16 protein-coding genes and 1 CRISPR repeat array (1 of these 17 running past the window's edge) are annotated in these 17,439 nt (G+C 69.4%); of the genes, 7 read left to right on the top strand and 9 right to left on the bottom strand.

Translation table 11 applies throughout. The features are described 5' to 3' along the window. A CRISPR array of direct repeats spans positions 1 to 723; the repeat unit is 29 nt; unit sequence CGGACCATCCCCACACCCGTGGGGAACAC (it extends 2,965 nt beyond the left edge of the window). A gap of 194 nt (positions 724 to 917) precedes the next feature. Next, on the bottom strand, positions 918 to 1,802 hold the full coding sequence (locus tag F8S09_RS06715; protein ID WP_152870426.1) for a DNA repair protein: 885 nt from the start codon (positions 1,800 to 1,802) through the stop codon (positions 918 to 920). A gap of 165 nt (positions 1,803 to 1,967) precedes the next feature. Here F8S09_RS06715 and F8S09_RS06710 point away from each other — a divergent pair, with 165 nt between their 5' ends. Further along, positions 1,968 to 3,665, top strand: a complete 1,698-nt coding sequence (locus F8S09_RS06710) for a GGDEF domain-containing protein (RefSeq protein ID WP_152870424.1) — start codon at positions 1,968 to 1,970, stop codon at positions 3,663 to 3,665. A 70-nt stretch (positions 3,666 to 3,735) separates the two neighbouring features. Here the strand turns inward: F8S09_RS06710 and F8S09_RS06705 are convergent, their stop codons facing one another. Together F8S09_RS06705 and F8S09_RS18130 are read right to left on the bottom strand one after the other, a co-directional pair. Next, the gene (locus F8S09_RS06705; RefSeq protein ID WP_152870422.1) at positions 3,736 to 4,374 is read right to left on the bottom strand and encodes a response regulator; all 639 of its coding nucleotides are present in this window, start codon (positions 4,372 to 4,374) and stop codon (positions 3,736 to 3,738) included. A 9-nt stretch (positions 4,375 to 4,383) separates the two neighbouring features. Next, positions 4,384 to 5,793 (bottom strand): sensor histidine kinase, encoded by a 1,410-nt coding sequence (locus tag F8S09_RS18130; RefSeq protein ID WP_322618607.1) that lies wholly within the window; start codon positions 5,791 to 5,793, stop codon positions 4,384 to 4,386. 221 nt (positions 5,794 to 6,014) lie between these two features. Here F8S09_RS18130 and F8S09_RS06695 point away from each other — a divergent pair, with 221 nt between their 5' ends. Together F8S09_RS06695 and F8S09_RS06690 are read left to right on the top strand one after the other, a co-directional pair. After that, positions 6,015 to 6,521, top strand: a complete 507-nt coding sequence (locus F8S09_RS06695) for a hypothetical protein (RefSeq protein WP_227978547.1) — start codon at positions 6,015 to 6,017, stop codon at positions 6,519 to 6,521. Positions 6,522 to 6,649: 128 nt separating this feature from the next. Next, the gene (locus F8S09_RS06690; protein WP_152870420.1) at positions 6,650 to 7,750 is read left to right on the top strand and encodes a DUF4384 domain-containing protein; all 1,101 of its coding nucleotides are present in this window, start codon (positions 6,650 to 6,652) and stop codon (positions 7,748 to 7,750) included. Between the two features lie 196 nt (positions 7,751 to 7,946). Here the strand turns inward: F8S09_RS06690 and F8S09_RS18300 are convergent, their stop codons facing one another. Then, positions 7,947 to 8,303 carry a transposase gene (locus F8S09_RS18300; protein WP_152871007.1) on the bottom strand — a complete coding sequence of 119 codons (357 nt, stop codon included), beginning with the start codon at positions 8,301 to 8,303 and terminating at the stop codon, positions 7,947 to 7,949. Positions 8,304 to 8,660: 357 nt separating this feature from the next. Between F8S09_RS18300 and F8S09_RS06680 the strand changes: the two genes are divergently transcribed. Next, complete coding sequence (locus F8S09_RS06680; protein ID WP_152870419.1) at positions 8,661 to 9,416, top strand: SDR family NAD(P)-dependent oxidoreductase; 756 nt, start codon at positions 8,661 to 8,663, stop codon at positions 9,414 to 9,416. Between the two features lie 290 nt (positions 9,417 to 9,706). Here F8S09_RS06680 and F8S09_RS06675 read toward each other — a convergent pair whose 3' ends face one another. Then, positions 9,707 to 10,204 carry a hypothetical protein gene (locus F8S09_RS06675; RefSeq protein WP_227978546.1) on the bottom strand — a complete coding sequence of 166 codons (498 nt, stop codon included), beginning with the start codon at positions 10,202 to 10,204 and terminating at the stop codon, positions 9,707 to 9,709. A 191-nt stretch (positions 10,205 to 10,395) separates the two neighbouring features. On the opposite strand from F8S09_RS06675, the gene F8S09_RS06670 reads away from it, so the two are divergent. Continuing rightward, the gene (locus tag F8S09_RS06670) at positions 10,396 to 11,316 is read left to right on the top strand and encodes a tyrosine-type recombinase/integrase (RefSeq protein ID WP_152870416.1); all 921 of its coding nucleotides are present in this window, start codon (positions 10,396 to 10,398) and stop codon (positions 11,314 to 11,316) included. Positions 11,317 to 11,554: 238 nt separating this feature from the next. Here the strand turns inward: F8S09_RS06670 and F8S09_RS06665 are convergent, their stop codons facing one another. The 3 genes from F8S09_RS06665 to F8S09_RS06655 form a co-directional block, all read right to left on the bottom strand. Then, a complete protein-coding gene (locus tag F8S09_RS06665; RefSeq protein WP_227978545.1) occupies positions 11,555 to 12,661 on the bottom strand; it encodes an EAL domain-containing protein in 1,107 nt (368 codons plus the stop codon). Positions 12,662 to 12,730: 69 nt separating this feature from the next. Continuing rightward, positions 12,731 to 12,967, bottom strand: a complete 237-nt coding sequence (locus tag F8S09_RS06660) for a stress-induced protein (protein ID WP_152870414.1) — start codon at positions 12,965 to 12,967, stop codon at positions 12,731 to 12,733. Between the two features lie 168 nt (positions 12,968 to 13,135). After that, positions 13,136 to 14,110 carry an NAD(P)-dependent alcohol dehydrogenase gene (locus tag F8S09_RS06655; protein WP_152870412.1) on the bottom strand — a complete coding sequence of 325 codons (975 nt, stop codon included), beginning with the start codon at positions 14,108 to 14,110 and terminating at the stop codon, positions 13,136 to 13,138. 33 nt (positions 14,111 to 14,143) lie between these two features. Between F8S09_RS06655 and F8S09_RS06650 the strand changes: the two genes are divergently transcribed. Continuing rightward, positions 14,144 to 15,113 (top strand): IS630 family transposase gene (locus F8S09_RS06650; RefSeq protein ID WP_152870410.1). Its coding sequence is split into 2 segments (ribosomal slippage): positions 14,144 to 14,497 and positions 14,499 to 15,113, totalling 969 coding nucleotides; the frame shifts between segments, so codons are not numbered across the junction. Between the two features lie 28 nt (positions 15,114 to 15,141). After that, a complete protein-coding gene (locus tag F8S09_RS06645; RefSeq protein WP_194165253.1) occupies positions 15,142 to 16,653 on the top strand; it encodes a S8/S53 family peptidase in 1,512 nt (503 codons plus the stop codon). 176 nt (positions 16,654 to 16,829) lie between these two features. Here the strand turns inward: F8S09_RS06645 and F8S09_RS06640 are convergent, their stop codons facing one another. Beyond that, positions 16,830 to 17,339 (bottom strand): hypothetical protein, encoded by a 510-nt coding sequence (locus F8S09_RS06640; RefSeq protein ID WP_152870406.1) that lies wholly within the window; start codon positions 17,337 to 17,339, stop codon positions 16,830 to 16,832. Positions 17,340 to 17,439 lie beyond the last annotated feature (100 nt).

Raw genomic sequence — 17,439 nt, 5'->3', positions numbered from 1 at the left:
GCCCGCCGCCGCGCCGCCGCCCGGAACGGACCATCCCCACACCCGTGGGGAACACCCAACCTGCCTCCGTTGAAAGCGGAGGCCACTCGGACCATCCCCACACCCGTGGGGAACACCTCACGCTGGTGTCCTGGGGGCAGGTCAGCGACGGACCATCCCCACACCCGTGGGGAACACCCGCCGCGCGACCCGCTCCCGGAGCGCCGGGTCGGACCATCCCCACACCCGTGGGGAACACCTCGCGCCCCGGAGCTGCGAGAGCCACTGGGCCGGACCATCCCCACACCCGTGGGGAACACGCGACCTACCTGATGGACCCCGCCGAGATCGGCGGACCATCCCCACACCCGTGGGGAACACGCGAGGGAGGGCCGGCCGTGACCCCGCCCACCCGGACCATCCCCACACCCGTGGGGAACACCGGGCAGAGCATGGTGATGGGGTCGGATGACCCGGACCATCCCCACACCCGTGGGGAACACTCGCCGTGGACGGTGAGCTGTTCCTGATCTGGACCATCCCCACACCCGTGGGGAACACGGCATCAGGCCCCATCCCGAGGTCATCCCAGTCGGACCATCCCCACACCCGTGGGGAACACGCCGGGTGGGTCGTGATGCCCCGGATGCCACTCGGACCATCCCCACACCCGTGGGGAACACGGTTGAAAGCCTCTGCCGTGCTCTCGGCCGCTCGGACCATCCCCACACCCGTGGGGAACACACTTCGGAAACATGGCCCCCTTCTCACCTCGACCACGCTCAGGGCCAACTTACAACCCTGGAACCAGCTCACATTTTCATGAAGCGCTGGGTGAAGTCCCGTCCCATTCTAGACGAATCACCGCACTCGGCTTTTTGCTCGCCAGTCTACAGAAAAGCCCCTTCCAGCATGGAAGGGGACAGCGAGAAGATCACTCAGCGCAATCCGCCGCTCAGCACGGTCGCCAGCCGCTTGGTTCCGGCGCGTTGCAGGTCGTCGAGTTGCTCAGCCCCCTCGCGCAACAGGGCTTTCCAGCGGTCGAGGCTGCGGGCTTCGGTGCCCTGCACGCGAAGCACGGCCGAGCTGACGGCGAAGTGCGCTTCGGGCAGCAGCGCGAGTGCCTCGCCCGCTCCCCGGTGCCGGGCGCCCAGGAGTGCTCCGAGCATCCCGACGCTGTTGGAGCGCTCCATCAGCTCACGCTGGAAGTTGCGGTCCTTGATGGACGCGATCACGTCCCAGGCCGCGTCGGCCAGCGCCGTCGTGGGAGAGGCGGGGCGGTGGACCTCCACGGCCAGCGTCTCGCCCTGCCGCCAGGTGCGGGTCCACAGGCCGCCGCGCTCCTGCGCCCAGTGGGTTTCGAAGTCGCGGGCGTCCTCGACGAGCACCTTGAGCTGGCCCAGGCCAGGGCGCAGGGTCACCCGGTGCCCGTCGGGCAGCACGCCCCATTCGCTCAGGCCGTCGGCACCGGGGGCCGTCATCACCGCGTAGGTCGCGGCGACCGTCTGCGGCCCCTCGCCCACACGGGCGCGTTCGGCTCCGTCGACGAGCAGGGCGATCTCCAGCCCCGCCTCGGTGCGGCGCAGTTCGGCCGCGTGGCGCAGGTGCAGCAGCCCCAGGCCCCAGCGGTCGTGCGCGAGTTGCAGTTCAGCGCTCAGGAGCTCGTTCAGGCGGTCCTCGCCTGCGCCGCCCGCGTGCAGCGCTGGGGCCTCACTGGCGACGCCCGCCGTGGCGACGAGATCGGCGAATTGGGTCAGCACGTCCGTGCCCTTCGGGGCGGCGGACTGCTCGGCTGCGTCCTTTTTCTTTGCGGCTCGGGTCATGGGCACCTCGGAAAACTCGGAAAGCGTTCTGTTGTGAACAGATCAAATCCGTCCTGATTATGTCATAAACGGCCTGGCGAGGCCACCCATGGCGCTCGCCCATCGGTCGGCGGGTTGAAAGAGTGCCGTCAGGGTCGGCCTCTTAAGCTGACTGCGGAGGCTCACTTGGCGCACACCCTGGACGGACGACTGGCGACCGTGCTGACCGCATTGGGGCGGTTGGCGGGCGAAGAGGTGTTGACCCGTTTGCCCGTTCTGCTGGCGGACATCGGACCGGACGCCGCTGAGGTCGTGCTTCCCGGCGCGGGGCACGTGCCGCTGCGCTGCGGGGAAGAGGTGGTGCGCGAGCTGCGGCTGCCGCCGGGCGCACCCCTGGGGTCGTGGCGGCTTTTCGCTGCCGGGGTGGGGGCGCTGCTGGAGACCGGGGCCGGGCGGGCGCGGGCCGAGCGGCTGCACCGCCTGACCGAGCGGCTGGCCGGGCAGGGCGAGGACCTCGACCTGGTGAGCCGCATTCTGGAAGGAGTCGTGACCGAGTTCGGGCTGCGCGGCGCCCAGGGATTGCGTGACCGCTGCGGCACCCTCCACCCCGAGGCCCGCTGGCGGGTGGGCGACCCCGGCGCCCTGCCCGAGTGGAGCGCCGCCGAGCGCTCGGCCCTGCGGGAGGGCCAGCCCACCGTGCGCGAGGACGGCCTGCTGCTGCCCCTCGCCGGGCGCTGGCGGACCCGGCTGGCGATGTGGTTCACGGCTCCCCCCGGCCGCGCGTGGTCCCCGCACGACCTCGACCTGCTGGGAGCGATGGCGCACGCGGCCGGGCTGGAGTTCGAGCGGGTGCAGCTCACCCGCCACATGGCCGCGCTGCTGCGGCTGCAGGAAAACCTGCTGGCCCTGGGCGCGGAGGCTGCCTACCAGCCCCTGCTCGAAGAGGCGCTGCGGGTCATCCCCGGCGCCGAGACAGGCTCGCTGCTGGTGCGCGAGGGGGGCGTGTTCCGCTACCGGGCCGCCATCGTTCACGACATGGCCGAGTTGCGCGACGTGACCTTTACCCTGGAAGACGTGCGCGACCGCTGGTACGGCCTGGGCCTGGAGGCCTGGGCCGCCGGGGTGCCGCGCGTGCTGGTGCGGCCGGGGCAGGGGGTGCACGGCACCAGCTACACCCGCGCGGGCGTGTGGGTCGACGCCCTGCTGCCCTCGGTGTACGGAATCGCGGCCAACGTGGGCGTGCCCGTGCTCTACCGGGGCGAGGTCTACGCCTTTCTCAACATCGACGCGCGGCACGACCCCCACGCCTTTGGCGGCGATTCGGTGGAAGTGGCCCGCACCTTCGCCCTGCACGCGGCGGCGCTGCTGCGTGAAACGGCCCAGCGTGCCCGCATCGAGGAAGCCGCCCGCACCGATGTCCTCACCGGGCTGCCCAACCGCCGCGCCTTTACCGAGTCGCTCGCCCGGCAGGTCGCCGCTGCGCGGCGTTACGGGCAGGCCCTCTCGCTGCTGGTGCTGGACGTGTCGAACTTCAAGACCATCAATGACGGCCTCGGCCACGCCGCCGGGGACGAGGCGCTCGTGCAGATTGGCGCGGCCGTCGCGGGGGCGCTGCGAACCGGAGACGAGGTCTTCCGCTGGGGCGGTGACGAGTTCGCCGTGCTGCTGCCCCACACCGCCGCTGCCGAGGCGGGGGTCGTCGCGGGGCGCATCCAGACCGCGCTGCATGCCCGCCAGGTGGGGGGCTTGCCCCTGCACGTCACCATCGGCGTGGCTGGCACCACCCCCGGCGAGGACCCCGACGGCGAGGCCCTGCTGCGCCGCGCCGACGCCGCCATGTACCGCGCCAAGCGTGAGGAAAAGGGCTTGGCGCCTTTAGTCTGAGCGCCCGCTTCTTCCTGGCCGCATGCCAAGCTTGACCGCACCGGGAACGGGGGGAAGAGGAGAAGCGGCCCTACAGCAGCCCCTGCCGCAGCGCCTTGACCGCCGCCTGCGTCCGGTCGGCGGCCTGCAACTTCACCAGCACGTCCTGCACATGCAGCTTGACCGTGCTCACGCTGATGCCCAGCCGGGCGGCGATCTCGCGGTTGGGGTGGCCGTCGGCGATCAGGCGCAGCACCTCGGTCTCGCGCGGGGTCAGGGACGAGGCCGCGTCGGGCGCCCGCACCCCTCCTAACACGTGGTGCGCGATCCGGGGGTCGAGGTACGCGCTCCCTGCCGCCGCCGCCCGCACCGCCAGCAGCAGCAGTTCGGGCGTCTCGCGCTTGAGGCAGTAGGCCTCCGCTCCCGAGGCCAGCGCCGCGAACACCTCGTCGCGCAGGTCGTGGGCGGTCAGCATCACGATCCGCACCTCCGGCCAGCCGCGCTTGATCTCCGCCGCCGCCCGCACCCCATCCATCCCCGGCAGCCCGATGTCGAGCACGGCCACGTCTGCGGGCACGCGGGCGAGCACCTCCAGCGCTTCCTCGCCGCTGCGGGCCTCCGCGACCACCCTCAGGTCGGGCTCCAGATTCAGTGTGGCCCGCAGGCCGTCGCGGGTAAAGGCGTGATCCTCGACCAGCAGCACGCGAATGGGGGAGGCGGGAGGGCTCATGCCCGCAGGCTACCCTGCCTCCCCGCGGGGCAGGGTCAGGGTAAAGACGCTCTGGGCGTGGGCGGTGCGGGCATAGGTCACCGTGCCCCCGTGTGCCGCCGCGATCTGCCGGGTGAGGTACAGCCCCAGCCCGGTCCCGCCCCCCGCCCCCCCGCCCCGGAAGCGCCCGAAGAGGGTCGCCTCCCGCGCCGGGGGCACGCCCGGCCCCTCGTCGGTGACGGCCAGCACCGCCTCGTCCCCCCGCCCCCGCAGGGTCACCCACACCGTGCCCCCCGGCGGGCTGAACTTCACCGCGTTTTCCAGCAGGTTCTGCACCCCCCGCCGCAGGTCGTGCGCCAGCCCGTGAACGCTCACCCCCTCCAGCTCCAGCTCGAAGACCACCCCCCGCGCCCCCGCCCGCTCCCCGAGCTGCCCGATCACCCCCAGCGTCAGGTCGCGCAGCTTGACCTCGCGCCGCTCGCCGCCGGGCTCGCCGCTCTCGTACTTTGCGAGCAGCAGCAGCTGGTCGGCCAGCGCCAGCAGCTCGGTATTCGCCTCCAGGCCGTTTTCCAGGGTGGCGCGGTAGTCGTCGGGGAGGGGGCCATACGCTCCCCGCAGCGCCGCCCGCATGTTCATGGAATTCGCCAGCAGGGGGGTGCGCAGATCGTGCGAAAAGGCGTACACCAGGTCTTGCAGCACCTCCCCGCGCCGCGCCAGCCGCTCGCCCTGCACCCGCAGGTCGCCCAGCAGGGCGGCCCGCTCCAGCGGCGCCTCCAGGGTCGCCAGCGCCTCGCGCAGCCGCTCCGGGGTCACCGCCGGGCGCGTCACCAGCACGGCCAGGTCCTCCCCGTCCCGGCGGCGCAGGTGACTGACGAAGGACGAGTCGCCTGCGCCCCCCTTTCCGCCCATCCGTGCGAGGACCTCCAGCGGCAGGCGGCGGCCCAGATGCGATGGCGCGTCGGCGGGACTCAGGGCGTGCGGCTCCCGCAGGGTGGCCCGCGTCAGCCGCCCGATCTCGACCGCCTCCGCGCCCGCCAGTTCCCGCAGCGCCGTCGCCGCCCGCTCCACGAAGTCGGCCTCACCCAGCGCCCCGCTCACGGCCTCGGCCAGGCGCCGCAGCGCCCGCTCCCGCGCGAGCCGCCCTTCCTCAGCCGCCAGCCGCGCCGCCCGCGCCGACGCCTCCCGCGCCCGCAGCGACAGCGCCCCCACCAGCAGCACCGCCACGACGCTGATCACCCGGTTGCCCAGTTCCTGCGGTCCAGAAACGTCCCGCAGCGTGCCCAGCAGCCCCGCCCCCACATTTGCCGCCACCGCCAGCGCCGTCAGAACCGCCGCGAGCCTGCGGCTGCCCCCCAGCGCGGCCAGGGCCACCGGCACCGTCAGCAGCGTGCCTACCACCAGGCCACCGGGCGTAAGCAGGTCCGCCAGGGTGATCGCCACCAGCAGCGCGGCGCTCAGCCACCCCAGGGACCGGGGCAGCCAGCGGGGAGCCGGGGGTAGGGCAAGGCGGGCGGGCAGGGCAGACTCCTGACGAGAGGGCGCGGCGCAGAGCGCAGGGGAACTGCGCCCCAGTATGCGACCTGGACCGGACAGCGTCTTGCCCCCTGGGGGCGTTCTTGAGACCTCGCCCGCAAGCCGCCCCAGATGCGCTATGCAGAGGCATGACTCCAGACCAGGCCCATCCGGCACAGGATACGCAGGCCCCCGCCCGTCCCCATCGCCGTCCCCGCTGGCTGGTGGCGGTCGCGGCCGGAGCCGCCGGGGCCGTCACCGTGACGCTGCTCAATGAGGGCGTCCGCCGGGTTCTCCCGCACGCGCCGCGCATGGACGTGATCGGGGAGCGTGCCCTGAGCGGCACCCTGCGGGCGGCGGGCGCCGAGCCCCCGCGTGGCCGCGACCTCTACCGGGCGACCCTGGCCGCCGACCTGCTCTCGAACGCCCTGTATTACGGTCTTGTGGCGCTGGGCCAGCCCGGCGGACACTGGCAGCGGGGCGCGGCGCTGGGGCTGGCGGCCGGAGTGGGCGCCGTGGTGCTCCCGGAACCGCTGGGGCAGGGGCGGCAGCCCGGCGCCCGAGCCCCCCGCACGCCCGTCCTGACGGCGACCTGGTACCTCGCCGGGGGGCTGGCGGCGGCGGCGGTGGCCGGGGCATTGACTCGAGAATCCTGAAGGTCGGCGCCCCTCTTCGGGGGTCCCCCCACTGGCCTGGCGGAAAGCTTACGGCCGCTCAAGACAGGCTTAAGTTCCGGCGCCAGACCATCAGAATGCCGTTAAGCGGGCGCGGCATGATGGCCCGCATGAAGAAAGCGCTGACGACCAGCCTGGCCCTCGGGGCCGCCCTCACGACCTCCGCCCTGGCCCAGCCGCGCCTAAGCGCCCAGAGCATCATCGTCAATCCCGTGCAGCCCGAACTGTCGGTCAGCGTGCGGGTGAACAAGGACACGACTGGCAACGCCAACCCCACCTACCGCGTGGGCGAGAGCATCTCGATTTCGACCAGCGTGAACCGTGACGCCTACGTCTACCTGTTCAATGTGGACGCGACCGGCGAGGTCAGCCAGATTCTCCCCAACCGCCTCGGCGGCGAGAACTTCGTCAAGGCCAACACCACCGTGACCTTTCCCCAGGCCGGGGCCAATTTCACCTTCACGGTGGACGGCCCGGTCGGCCTGAACAAGGTCCTCGCGCTCGCCAGCCTGACCCCGCTGAACCTCGACCAGGTCAGCTCCTTCAAGACCCAGCAAGACCAGTTCGCCACCGTGACGGCCCGCGGCCAGGACCAGCTCGCGCAGGCGCTGAGCATCGTGGTGACCCCGCTGCCCCAGACCAACTGGGTGACCGACACCGCCTTTTTCAACGTCTCCGCGCAGACCCCGGTGCAGACCGGCGGCCTGTTCGTGGGCACCAACGTGGCGGGCGCGACCGTGATTCTCAACGGCCAGCGGCTGGGCGGCGCGAACGTCACCTACAGCAACATCCGTCCCGGCACCTACCCGGTGCGCGTGCAGGCCCCCGGCTTTCAGGACTTCTCGACCACGGTCACCGTTCGCGCGGGCGTGACCACCAACCTGAACGTGGACTTCGCCGCGCCCGTCGCCGTGACCCCGGTGCAGCCTGTCCAGCCCGCGCAGCCCGGCAACATCGTGCTCGACCTGTTCCGGGGCTTGCTCGGGGCCATCGCGGGCACCCAGCTTCAGGACCCCGCCCGCAGCGCCTACGACCAGAAGGTCACCGAACTGCAGCGCCAGGGCTACGTCCTTCAGAACACCCGGCAGACCGCCAGCGGCTACGTCGGCACCCTGCAGGGCCGCACCGGCACCGTCACCCTGACCGTCGACCGGGGCGCAAACCGCACCATCGTCGTGCAGGTCAACGAAACCACCGTCTACCGCTACTGAGCCTCAACGCAATGGTCCCCCAGGTGAGCGCCTGGGGGACTTTTTATGGAAACTTCGCCCCTTTCGTGGAAGGGTCAGGTAGTGGGTCCAGGTCGTCGCCGCATGAGCTGGATGTTGGCGAGGAAGATCCAAGCCTCCGTGGTTCCGGGGACTCCCTCCTAGTTGCGGGTCAAGCGACGTGAACGGGTGATCCAGGTCAAGAAGCGCTTGGCCACGCCAGCAAAGCCTTCGCCCAGCTCACCTGTTCTCCGGACCACGAATCCCCGTGTGAGGCACACAGCGAAGGGTCTGAGCGTTGATGAATACCCGCACTGGGTTCGGGGTCGCGCCCCACTTGGCGACGGGTGCGTCGGATCAGGAAGCGGTGAACTGCTCCCCAAGTGCCGTCCCGCTCAAAGCGTCGAAAATAGCCAGAGACGCTTTCCCAAGCCGGGGAATCATGAGGGAGATTGTGCCAAGTGCAGCCGTTCTGGAGGACATCCACGGTAGCGCAGATGACCCCGTCCATCTTGGCCGTCCGAGGTCTGCCGCCTTCCTGCAAGGCGGGCAGCAGGAGTTCACTGCGCTTCGACTGCTTGCGGGTGAAGTCACTGGCATAGCGTTGTCATCCCATGAACGACAGCGGGTCAAGTGCTGGCCCGCCGTCCTACCCCGCACCCTTTCCCAAGCAAGCTTTCAGCGTTTTCTCTCGACGTTATTGTCCCGTTACGTCCAACGTCGCGAGGACCACCAAGCGACTCCGGCGCCCACTTCGACGGGCTGCTCACGTCTGCAGGTCAACAGGACACTTCCTCTAACCGGTTGAGTCGGGACGGGACTTGTATTTCGACGTTAAACGGTTTATACTCTGAATCAGTTTAGATTTCAAAGTACGGGTGCCCGATCTGGCCCTGTGCGGAGGAGAACAGTTATGAATCTCAACCTGAACGGAAAGACAGCTCTCGTCACTGGTGCAGGCTCCGGCATTGGACAGGCCGTCGCCCTGGCGTTCGCCCGCGAGGGCGCCAACGTCGTCCTGACCGACCTGAAACAGGAAAGCCTCGACGAAACGGTCAAGCTCATCGAGCAGGCCAACAAGGACGTCCAGACCGTCACGGTGATTGCCGACGCGGGCAATCCCGACGACCACCAGAAGGCCGTGGACGCCGCCATGGAAACCTTCGGTCGCCTGGACGCCGCTGTCAATAACGCCGGAATGGGTGGAGAAGCTGTTCCCGTGGCCGAGGTCAACGTCAAGAACTGGCAGAAGGTGCTGGAGGTGAACCTGAGCGGGGTGTTCTACGGTATGCAGGCCCAGCTCAACGCCATGCTCGGGGGTGAGGGCGGCAGCATCGTCAACGTCGCCTCTATCCTGGGACAGGCCGGATGGGCCAACGGGGCCGCATATGTGGCCTCCAAGCACGGAGTCGTTGGCCTGACCCGCACGGCTGCGCTGGACTACGCCCAGAAGGGCGTGCGCGTGAATGCGGTCGGCCCTGGCTTTATTGAAACGCCCATTCTGGGACAGGACCGTCAGGCCCTGGATTACCTGGCCTCGCTGCATCCCATGGGTCGCCTGGGCAAGCCGGAGGAAATCGCCCACCTCATCGTGTTCCTGAGTAGCCCGCTCGCCAGTTTGATCACGGGAGCGTACTACAACGCCGATGGTGGGTACCTCGCCAAGTAAGAGGCCGCCCGGCTCTGACAAGGATTAAGCGGTACCGGTCTGGCCAGCACCTGCGGGTGCTGGCCTTCTTGCTGGGGCTGCCCGATTTGACGGCCTCTGCCTCGCACGGCAGACACGCTCTTCCGACTTTGCTCAGCTCCCAGGGCCTGCTGGGCGACCCAGGTTCAGCCGATTCAGGAACAGGGCCCTTAGCGTCGCGATGACCGCGCTCCGAGTCGCCGTCACTCGGGGCTGTTTTGCGTGTCACACTTCAAAACGGCCCCAGGGTCTGGCCTTTTTCAAACACCCTGCTAGGGCAACGGCTCAATCTCCGAGAGGGAGGTGGAGGTGGACTCGATGCGCTGCTGACGCAGGGTGCCGAGTTCCTGGGCGTCCACAGCGTGGTCGGCCATCACAATGGTCTGGCACAGCAGCAACATGGACGCACTGACACTGGCCTTCAGGACGCGGGTGCCCTCTGCAGTGAGGACGACACCCCGGCGCCCGTCGGTCAGGATCAGCACGTGCGGGCCCACCAGCAGCCCTGCGCTCGCCGGATGCGCCCACGCCTTCGCCCGCGAGGCCAGCAGTTCGGCCCGCCACTCGCCCGTACCGGCGGCGTCCGTGACCTCGTGCCCCGGCGCCTCCCCGATCAGGTCGCCGATCAGCGCATGAACCGCTTCGCCCTCGCCCAGCGTCGTGAGCTGTCCCACCAGCGCCTCCCGGTCCAGCCCCCCCGCCTGCCACAGCGCTGCCGCTTCGGCCAGCGAGGGAGAATCTGGCCCCGTCTCCCCGGGGGGCCGCGTCATGCGCTTGCCCGCCAGTGGACAGAAGCAGGAGAAATAACCAGGGCACAGCCGCTCATGCCGGACAGTCTACGGGAGGTTCCGGCCGCCGCGACAGCCCTCCGACCGGGAGCGAATAAAGCCTATGCTCACTTACGCCCTGTCAATATATACAAGCCATCCTCCTGAGCTTCCTATCCCCCTATCTTCCCTCTATGTCCCCCTCGCCTTCCGCACTGCAGCGCCTGCTGGAACAGGATGACCTCAGCGCGGCCCTCGACTTGCTGGCGACCAGCCTGCCCGGCCCGCCGACCGGAGCGACCCGGAAAAACGTCCTGAGCGGCTGGCGCGTGTTGGTGCGCTGGCTCCGTGCCGAGGACCGGAACCTCCTGAACGTGCCCGACGCCAGGGCTTTTGCCCAGGCCTACGCGGACTGGCTGGCTACCGAATACGGCGGAGTCGCCGCCACGGTGAACAACCGACTGGTCCAGGCGCGGCGCCTGTACCGGATCCTGGGGGAACTCGGTCTGGTCGAGGTCAATCCCTTCGTAACGGTCCAGGGCCGCACCCACGTTGCCCACGAACGTCGCCCGGTCTACACAGCAGAGGAGGTGGCGCGGCTGCTCGACCACGCCTCGGCCGAGGAGCGGGTGCTGATCTTGCTGGGGGCCCACGGGGGCCTCAGCGGGCCAGAGGTACGGGGCCTGACCTTCGGGGTCATATCGGGCGACCGGACCCACTTGCAGGTCAGCGGGCGCACCGTCGCCTGCACGCCGGAACTGGCGGCGGCGCTGAAGGCTTGGGCGCAGCTGAGCGGCGAGACGCCCCTGTACGGAACGCCCGAGGGGCTGCTCTTCCGGCACGGCGGAGCTCCGCTCACTGATCATGAGCTGCGGGCCAAGGTGTTCCGGCTCTGTCAAAGGACTGGGGTACCCTACAAGGCATGGCACGCGCTGCGCCACGCGGCGGGCCTGAAACTGCTGACCGAGCAGGCCAGCCAGCGCGAGGTGACCGAGGCCCTGGGTCTGGGTGGACGCACCGCTGTGCGCCCCCTGATCCGTCTCAGTGACCGCCCCGACCTCACCGCCCGCTCAGGACGGGAACGGAAAAAGGGTGAGACTGATGATTCACACTAACTATGATTAGTGTGAAGGCATTCATGGACATCCCGGCGGCCTCGTGAGGCACCCAGCGAGCGCCTCGCCAAAGGCTCAGCGATTGCCCGGCCCGGTCAGGCTGTTGAGATAGGCCCAGCTGGGCGTCCATGATCAGCAGGCCGGTGTCAGCGGTGTCGAGGCCTTGCCATATCAGCTCACCCGGCAGCTCTGCGGCTCCGGGAATCGGCAGCTTGGGTTCGGACGGAGCCGGGCAGCTTCACCGGCCGCCCCACAGCCGGGCGGCGTCGGGGGTGACTCCGGCAGGAGCTGGGGCCGGGCGGCCCAGAAAGTGGCCCTGCGCATAGTCGGCGCCGAGCTCACGCACCATCTGCAACTCGGTCGCGGTTTCGATGCCCTCGGCGACCACCCGGATGCCGAGGTCGTGGGCGTACTCGATCAGGGCAAGCACCAGCGGGGTGCGGCGGTCGTGGGCGTGCAGGCCGCTGATCAGGGCGCGGTCGAGCTTGACCACGTCGGGACGCAGCTCAGCAAGGTAGGTGAGGCTGGTGTGCCCGGCGCCCAGATCGTCAAGGGCCACCTGCGCCCCCTCGGCCCGGTAGCGGCTGAGAATCCGCCGCAGCAGGCCGAGATCGGGAAAGGCCTCGCTCTCGGTGACCTCGAACAAGAGCCGTGAGAAGTCGGCGCCCACCTCCCGGCAGGTCTGAAAGGTGGTTTGCAGGCACACATCGGGGTTGTAGACCACGCCGGGGGCGAAGTTGATAAACAGCACCTGCCCCGGCGCAAGCTGCGGGTAGGTCTGCCGAATCGCTCCCCGCCGCGCCTGGGCGTCAAAGGCGCGGGACTGACCGTGCGCCTCGGCAGCTTGCAGCAGCGCCCCCGCCCCGATCAGGCCCTCCTCTCCCTCGGCCCGCACGAGCGCCTCGTACCCGTAGACCTCTCCCCCCGTCAGGTTCACGATTGGTTGCAGGTGAAAGCACAGCCGCCCGCTGGCTCCGAAAAACCAGTCGCTGCTCAGCCGCTGCACCCAGCGCTCCAGCGGCGCCATCTGCCAGGCGTCGGGCTGCCCGTCGGCCCGGCGGGGCGCCGCGAAGAGGTCGGCCCGCTCAGTGGGACTCAGGGCGTCCAGCAGCGTCTGGAGGGTGCCGAACCCGTCCCGCGTCACCAGCAGGCCTTCCGGCCACCGCTCGTGGGACAGGCCCAGGGCGGCGAGCCACGCCGTCAGCCGCCGCCCCACGTGCCGGGAGCTGGCGTGCAGGTAGAGCCCGTTGGTGGGCGGCGCGGCAGGGGGCGAGAACAGGTCGCAGTCGCAGGCCACGCCGGACGTGGCCGAACGGGAGCGGGAAGAACCGGAGAGAGACGGCATCGTTCCCGGTGTATCAGGCCAGACCTTACGCAACCCTGGCAACGGGACGCGCCCAGGCTAAGGCTGCCTTCATCTCCCGTGCTCCGGCTTGAGCGCCGCTTCATCCAGCGCGGGGTTTTTCCGGCTAGAGGCGGTGCCGCCACGGCGGCCGATCTCGGCCATATGGCGGCGGCTCTCGCTGACGGCCCGCCTGCCCCTGCGTCCGGCGGCGCGGGCCTCCTTGGAGGTGAACTGATGGGCATTGCCGCCCACCGCAGCGGCAATGCCCCCCGCACGGGCGATCTTCTGGCGGCGCTGCGGGTCCATGCCCGTGAAGCCGCGTCCGGTCCTGGCCTGCTGGTGGTCCTGTTCCTGGGTTACGGGTCGTCCTCCTACTTGTGGATGTTCCCCAGCACCCCGCCTGTGCCAGAGCCTGCATTCATGCAGGACCGCTGAATTCAGGCCCGCGTGGATAAGAACTGTTTTCCTCTTCTCTCATTGTCGGTTCTGCGAGGGCGAGTCTGACCCGATCAGCACGACGGTCTTGCCCCGCGCCTCTGGTCCCCCGACATGGCGGTGGGCGTCGGCGATGCGGGCGAGGGGAAAGGTGCGGTCCAGCGGCACCCGCAGGTCGCCCTGGGCGAGGCGCCGCGCCAGGAAGGCAAGGTCGGAGGACCGTTCCTGGGTACGGACGGCAGCGAAACGGGGGCCAGGGCCGCCCAGGGTGGCGGCAAGTTCAGCCGGACGCAGGGGAAAGGGCTGGGTCGTCACGTACACCCCGCCAGGTGCCAGGCTGGCCCGCACCCGCGCGAAGTCGAGCGCGGGCGGCGTGTCGAAGATCACGTCCCAGGTGCGCCCGCCGCGGGTCAGGTCGAGGCTCGCCGTATCCAGCGCCTCGTCGGCCCCGAGCGTCCGCACGAAGTCCAGTTTCGAGGCGCGGGCGGTTCCGGTCACCACCGCTCCAAAGTGGCGGGCCAGGCCGACGGCAAAGGACCCGATGCCCCCGGCTGCCCCGTGAATCAGCACCCGTGCGCCAGGGCGGCGGTGCAGCGAGGCGCCCTCTCGCAGCGCTTGCAAGGCCGTCAGGCCCGACAGGGGAACGGCGGCGGCCTCGGCCAGCGCCAGCGCGTCCGGCAGGTGGGCCACCCGTGATTGGGGCACGGTGACGTACTCGGCCGCGCCGCCGCCGCCGTGCCCCAGCAGTCCGAAGACGCGCTCGCCGGGCATAAAGGCCGTCACCCGTGGCCCCACGCCCACCACGGTGCCCGCCACGTCCAGGCCGGTGGTGTAGGGGCGGCGCACTGTGAGGGAGATGGGGCCACTCCCCGAGCGCAGCCGCAGGTCCGAGCCGTTCACGCTGGAGGCCGCAACCCGGATCAGCACCTCGTCTCGCTGGGGCCAGGGCCAGGGCACTTCCTCGACGCGCAGGACTTCGGGGCCGCCAAAGGTGTGAAAACGGGCTGCGAGCATGGGTCACCCTAGAGCATTTGACATAATAAGGTTATGCAGAAACGGGTGGGGGCGCGGGGGTACAGCGTGGACCTGCGGGAGCGCATCGTGGCGGCAGCGCTGAAAGACAGCGACCATCAGCGAGTGGCCGAGACGTTCCAGGTGTGGGTCGGGACGGTCGAGCTGTACCTGAACAAACACGCGGCTGGCACGTTGCGGGACGTGAAGCGGCCCACCGGGCGTCGTCGCACGGTGCAGAGCGAGCATGAACAGGTCCTCCTCCAGTTGCTGGAGGAGGACCCCGACGCCTCGCTGGAAGAACATGCCCGCAAGCTGGAGGCCAAGACCGGCTTAAAGATCAGTTATCGCACGGTGGACCGGGTGTTCCGGCGGCACGGCATCACCTACAAAAAAAACGCGGGTCGCGTCCGAACGCAATGAGGAACTGCGCCAGCAGTTCCTGAACGACCTCATGCCTTACCTTCAGACACCCGCACGGCTGGTCTTTCTCGACGAGAGTGGGTTCAATACCGCGATGACCCGGGGATATGGGCGAGCACACCGGACCTGCCGGGTCCGGTATGCCGTGCCGCGCAACTGGGGTCGTAACCAAACGTTGATCTGCGCGGTCCAAGCGACCGGCCCCTTTGCTCCCCTCGTGGTCGAGGGTGCTGTCAACGGACCCATCTTCGAGTGGTATGTGCAGGAGGTGTTGTGCCCAGCCCTGACCCCTGGACAGGTCGTCGTGCTGGACAACCTCTCGGCGCACCATCGCGCGTCCGTTCGGACGCGCATCGAAGCCCAGAGCTGCTCGGTGTTGTTCTTGCCGCCTTACAGTCCAGACTTCAACCCCATCGAGATGCTGTTTTCCAAGATCAAAGCTCTGGTCCGGGCTGGAGATTGGCGAAACATACCGGCCCTGCTTCAAAGCATTTGGGCCGCCTTGGACGCTGTGACGTTGCGAGATGTCTTCGGTTGGTTCACCCATACCTTCCCAAACATCTTTTTATGTCAAATGCTCTAAACTTCTTCTGTCTGCCGCTTTTGTGTCCATGGCTCTTGCCCTCTCGGCCTGCAATGGCGGCGGTGGTGGCGGCACCGTCAACCCTCCCAAGAACCCTGCCGAACCCGTTCAGCCGCAGCCCCAGCCCATCGCCGCCGAGTACCTGCCTGCCGCCGGGTTCTGGAACGGCCGGAAGGCCGCCGGGCCGTGGTGCCAGGGCAAGGTGAGCACCCAGAGCCTGCATGCCCAGAGCGTGAGCGAAGAGTCCCTGCTCGCCGCGCCTACCGACGCGATGCGCGGCCTCTCGGGCCTGTCGGAGAACCTCACCGGACTCACGGTCCAGAGCGCCGGGCCCCAGGAACTCGCGCTGCTGCTGCCCACGGGTGAGGATGCGGGCGCGGCGCTCGCCCGGGTCAAGGCCCAGAACGTGACCGTAGACGGCGAGTTCGGCTACTGGATCACGGTGCAGGCCACGCCCGCGCAGGCGCAGCGCCTCGTCGCGCAGGGCCTGGTCCAGTACGCCGAGAAGCTGCCCACGCTCAAGACGGTCGGCCTGCCCGCCCCCTCGGACGCCACCCTCGGCAACCAGAGCAAGTACCTGCCGATGATGAACACCCAAGCGGCCTGGTCGCAACTCGACCTGGGCTGTGACCACCCCGTCGTGGCCGTGATCGACGGCGGCTGGACCGGCAGCACCACCCACGCCGAGTACAACCTCGTGCCCCAGAGCGCGTGGTTCAATCCCATCAAGGCCCAGCAGGGCAACGCCGAGTCCACCGAAATGAACCCCGGCTACGACCACGGCACGGCGGTCGCGGGCGTGATTGCCATGACGACCAACGGCTACGGCGCAGGTGCGAGCGTGTCGTACAACCTCGCCAAGGTGCTGCCCATCAACGCACGGACCACCGGCTCGTCCATCGGCGCCACGGCCGCCGTGCAGGGCATCGAGTACGCCGTGGGCCAGACGACCATCAACGGGCAGGTCTTCACCAACCCCTACCCGGCGTCGGTGATCAACCTGTCGTTCGGCTCGGACGCCACCCGCAGCCCCTCGCAGTTCTTCCAGAGCGCCTTTACCGCCGCCGCCAACCGCGGCGTGGTGATCGTGGCGGCAGCGGGCAACGAACTCGCCTCGGGCACCACCGACACGGCGGGGCTGAACCACTCCATCGGGGTGGCGGGCGTGATGTTCGACGGCAACCGCTGGGTGGACCCCCACCGCGCCGGCTTCGGCAGCAACTACGGCCCCGGGGTGGACGTGGCGGCCCCCGCGATGGCCGTGCCGACGATGGTCAATGGCGCGGCGGAGTTCTGGAGCGGCACGTCCATGGCGACGCCCTGGGTCAGCGCCCAGATCGCCATGTGGATGTACGCCAACCAGCACTACCGGGCCGACGGCTCGCGCACTCAGGGCCTGCGCGGCGACGCGCTGTACAACAAGCTCTACGCCTGCTTCGCTGCCATCGGCAGCAACCGGGGCACCAAAGACGAGTACCTCGGCTTCGGCAAGCTCGACACCGGGCGCCTGGTCTCGCCCACCGAGGCGGCCTGCCGCTGAGGAACAGCGCCCATCGGACGTTTAGGCTGCGGCGCACGTCCCTGGCAGGGTTCTCGGCACTGACAGGCACGTACACCGCAACCGCTCCCGAGCCCAAGCCAGCGGGCAAAAGCCTGTGTAGGTCAGGCCAGCCAAAAGACCGGGGCATCCAGGCCAATCCCTTCAACCGTCCGACCTCAGTGCTCCAGCGGCGCGAAGGCCGTGACGGCATCCTCCCAAAGCCGAAGTTCGATGCAGTTGCCGCCGCGACGCCGCGTGGCGGCGGTGTCGAATCCCAACCACAGCAGCCCGCTGGAAGCGAAGTAGGGATCGGTGAAGCCGGGGTCGACCGCGGCCTGGCCGTGGGTGTCTTCCTCGACGGGCAGCACACCGGGGATGCCGGGCAGCCACAGGCCATCGCCCTGCTCGGTCCAGTAAACCACTTCGTCGCCGAGGGCCATCAGGATGGTGAAGTCGTTTCCGGTGACGGCGGCGAGACGCGGATCCTGGGGGCAGGTCCGTTGCCACTCCGCGGCCGACAGCAGGTGCCTGTAGGCGCGTCGACGGGAGGGTGGGTAATCCAGCAACGCGGCTGACACGCCACTCTCGGTGGCCATCCAGACATCGTTGGCGGCCTCAATGGCCGACCACTGCGTGGTTGTGATGGGCAGCAGCAAGCGGCGGACGGAGGGATGGGTTTCGCTCACGGTGGGCTCCTTCAGGGGACCGCAAGTGCGGCTGGGGCGGTCTGCCCCCCTCCCTGTGCCCACGGGTGTTGCGGGCCGTGGGCGTCAGCCCCGGCCCGCG

The organism is Deinococcus terrestris (assembly GCF_009377345.1).
In the GTDB taxonomy this organism is placed as follows: Bacteria; Deinococcota; Deinococci; order Deinococcales; family Deinococcaceae; genus Deinococcus; species Deinococcus terrestris.
The sequence above is the reverse complement of the archived record's forward strand: the minus strand, read 5'-3'. Positions and strand labels throughout refer to the sequence as shown.

Coding starts and splice junctions, on each gene's coding strand:
- F8S09_RS06715 (WP_152870426.1), bottom strand. CDS start 1,802: ATGACCCGAGCCGCAAAGAAAAAGGACGCAGCCGAGCAGTCCGCCGCC.
- F8S09_RS06705 (WP_152870422.1), bottom strand. CDS start 4,374: ATGAGCCCTCCCGCCTCCCCCATTCGCGTGCTGCTGGTCGAGGATCAC.
- F8S09_RS06695 (WP_227978547.1), top strand. CDS start 6,015: ATGACTCCAGACCAGGCCCATCCGGCACAGGATACGCAGGCCCCCGCC.
- F8S09_RS06690 (WP_152870420.1), top strand. CDS start 6,650: ATGAAGAAAGCGCTGACGACCAGCCTGGCCCTCGGGGCCGCCCTCACG.
- F8S09_RS06680 (WP_152870419.1), top strand. CDS start 8,661: ATGAATCTCAACCTGAACGGAAAGACAGCTCTCGTCACTGGTGCAGGC.
- F8S09_RS06675 (WP_227978546.1), bottom strand. CDS start 10,204: ATGACGCGGCCCCCCGGGGAGACGGGGCCAGATTCTCCCTCGCTGGCC.
- F8S09_RS06670 (WP_152870416.1), top strand. CDS start 10,396: ATGTCCCCCTCGCCTTCCGCACTGCAGCGCCTGCTGGAACAGGATGAC.
- F8S09_RS06665 (WP_227978545.1), bottom strand. CDS start 12,661: ATGCCGTCTCTCTCCGGTTCTTCCCGCTCCCGTTCGGCCACGTCCGGC.
- F8S09_RS06660 (WP_152870414.1), bottom strand. CDS start 12,967: ATGGACCCGCAGCGCCGCCAGAAGATCGCCCGTGCGGGGGGCATTGCC.
- F8S09_RS06655 (WP_152870412.1), bottom strand. CDS start 14,110: ATGCTCGCAGCCCGTTTTCACACCTTTGGCGGCCCCGAAGTCCTGCGC.
- F8S09_RS06645 (WP_194165253.1), top strand. CDS start 15,142: ATGGCTCTTGCCCTCTCGGCCTGCAATGGCGGCGGTGGTGGCGGCACC.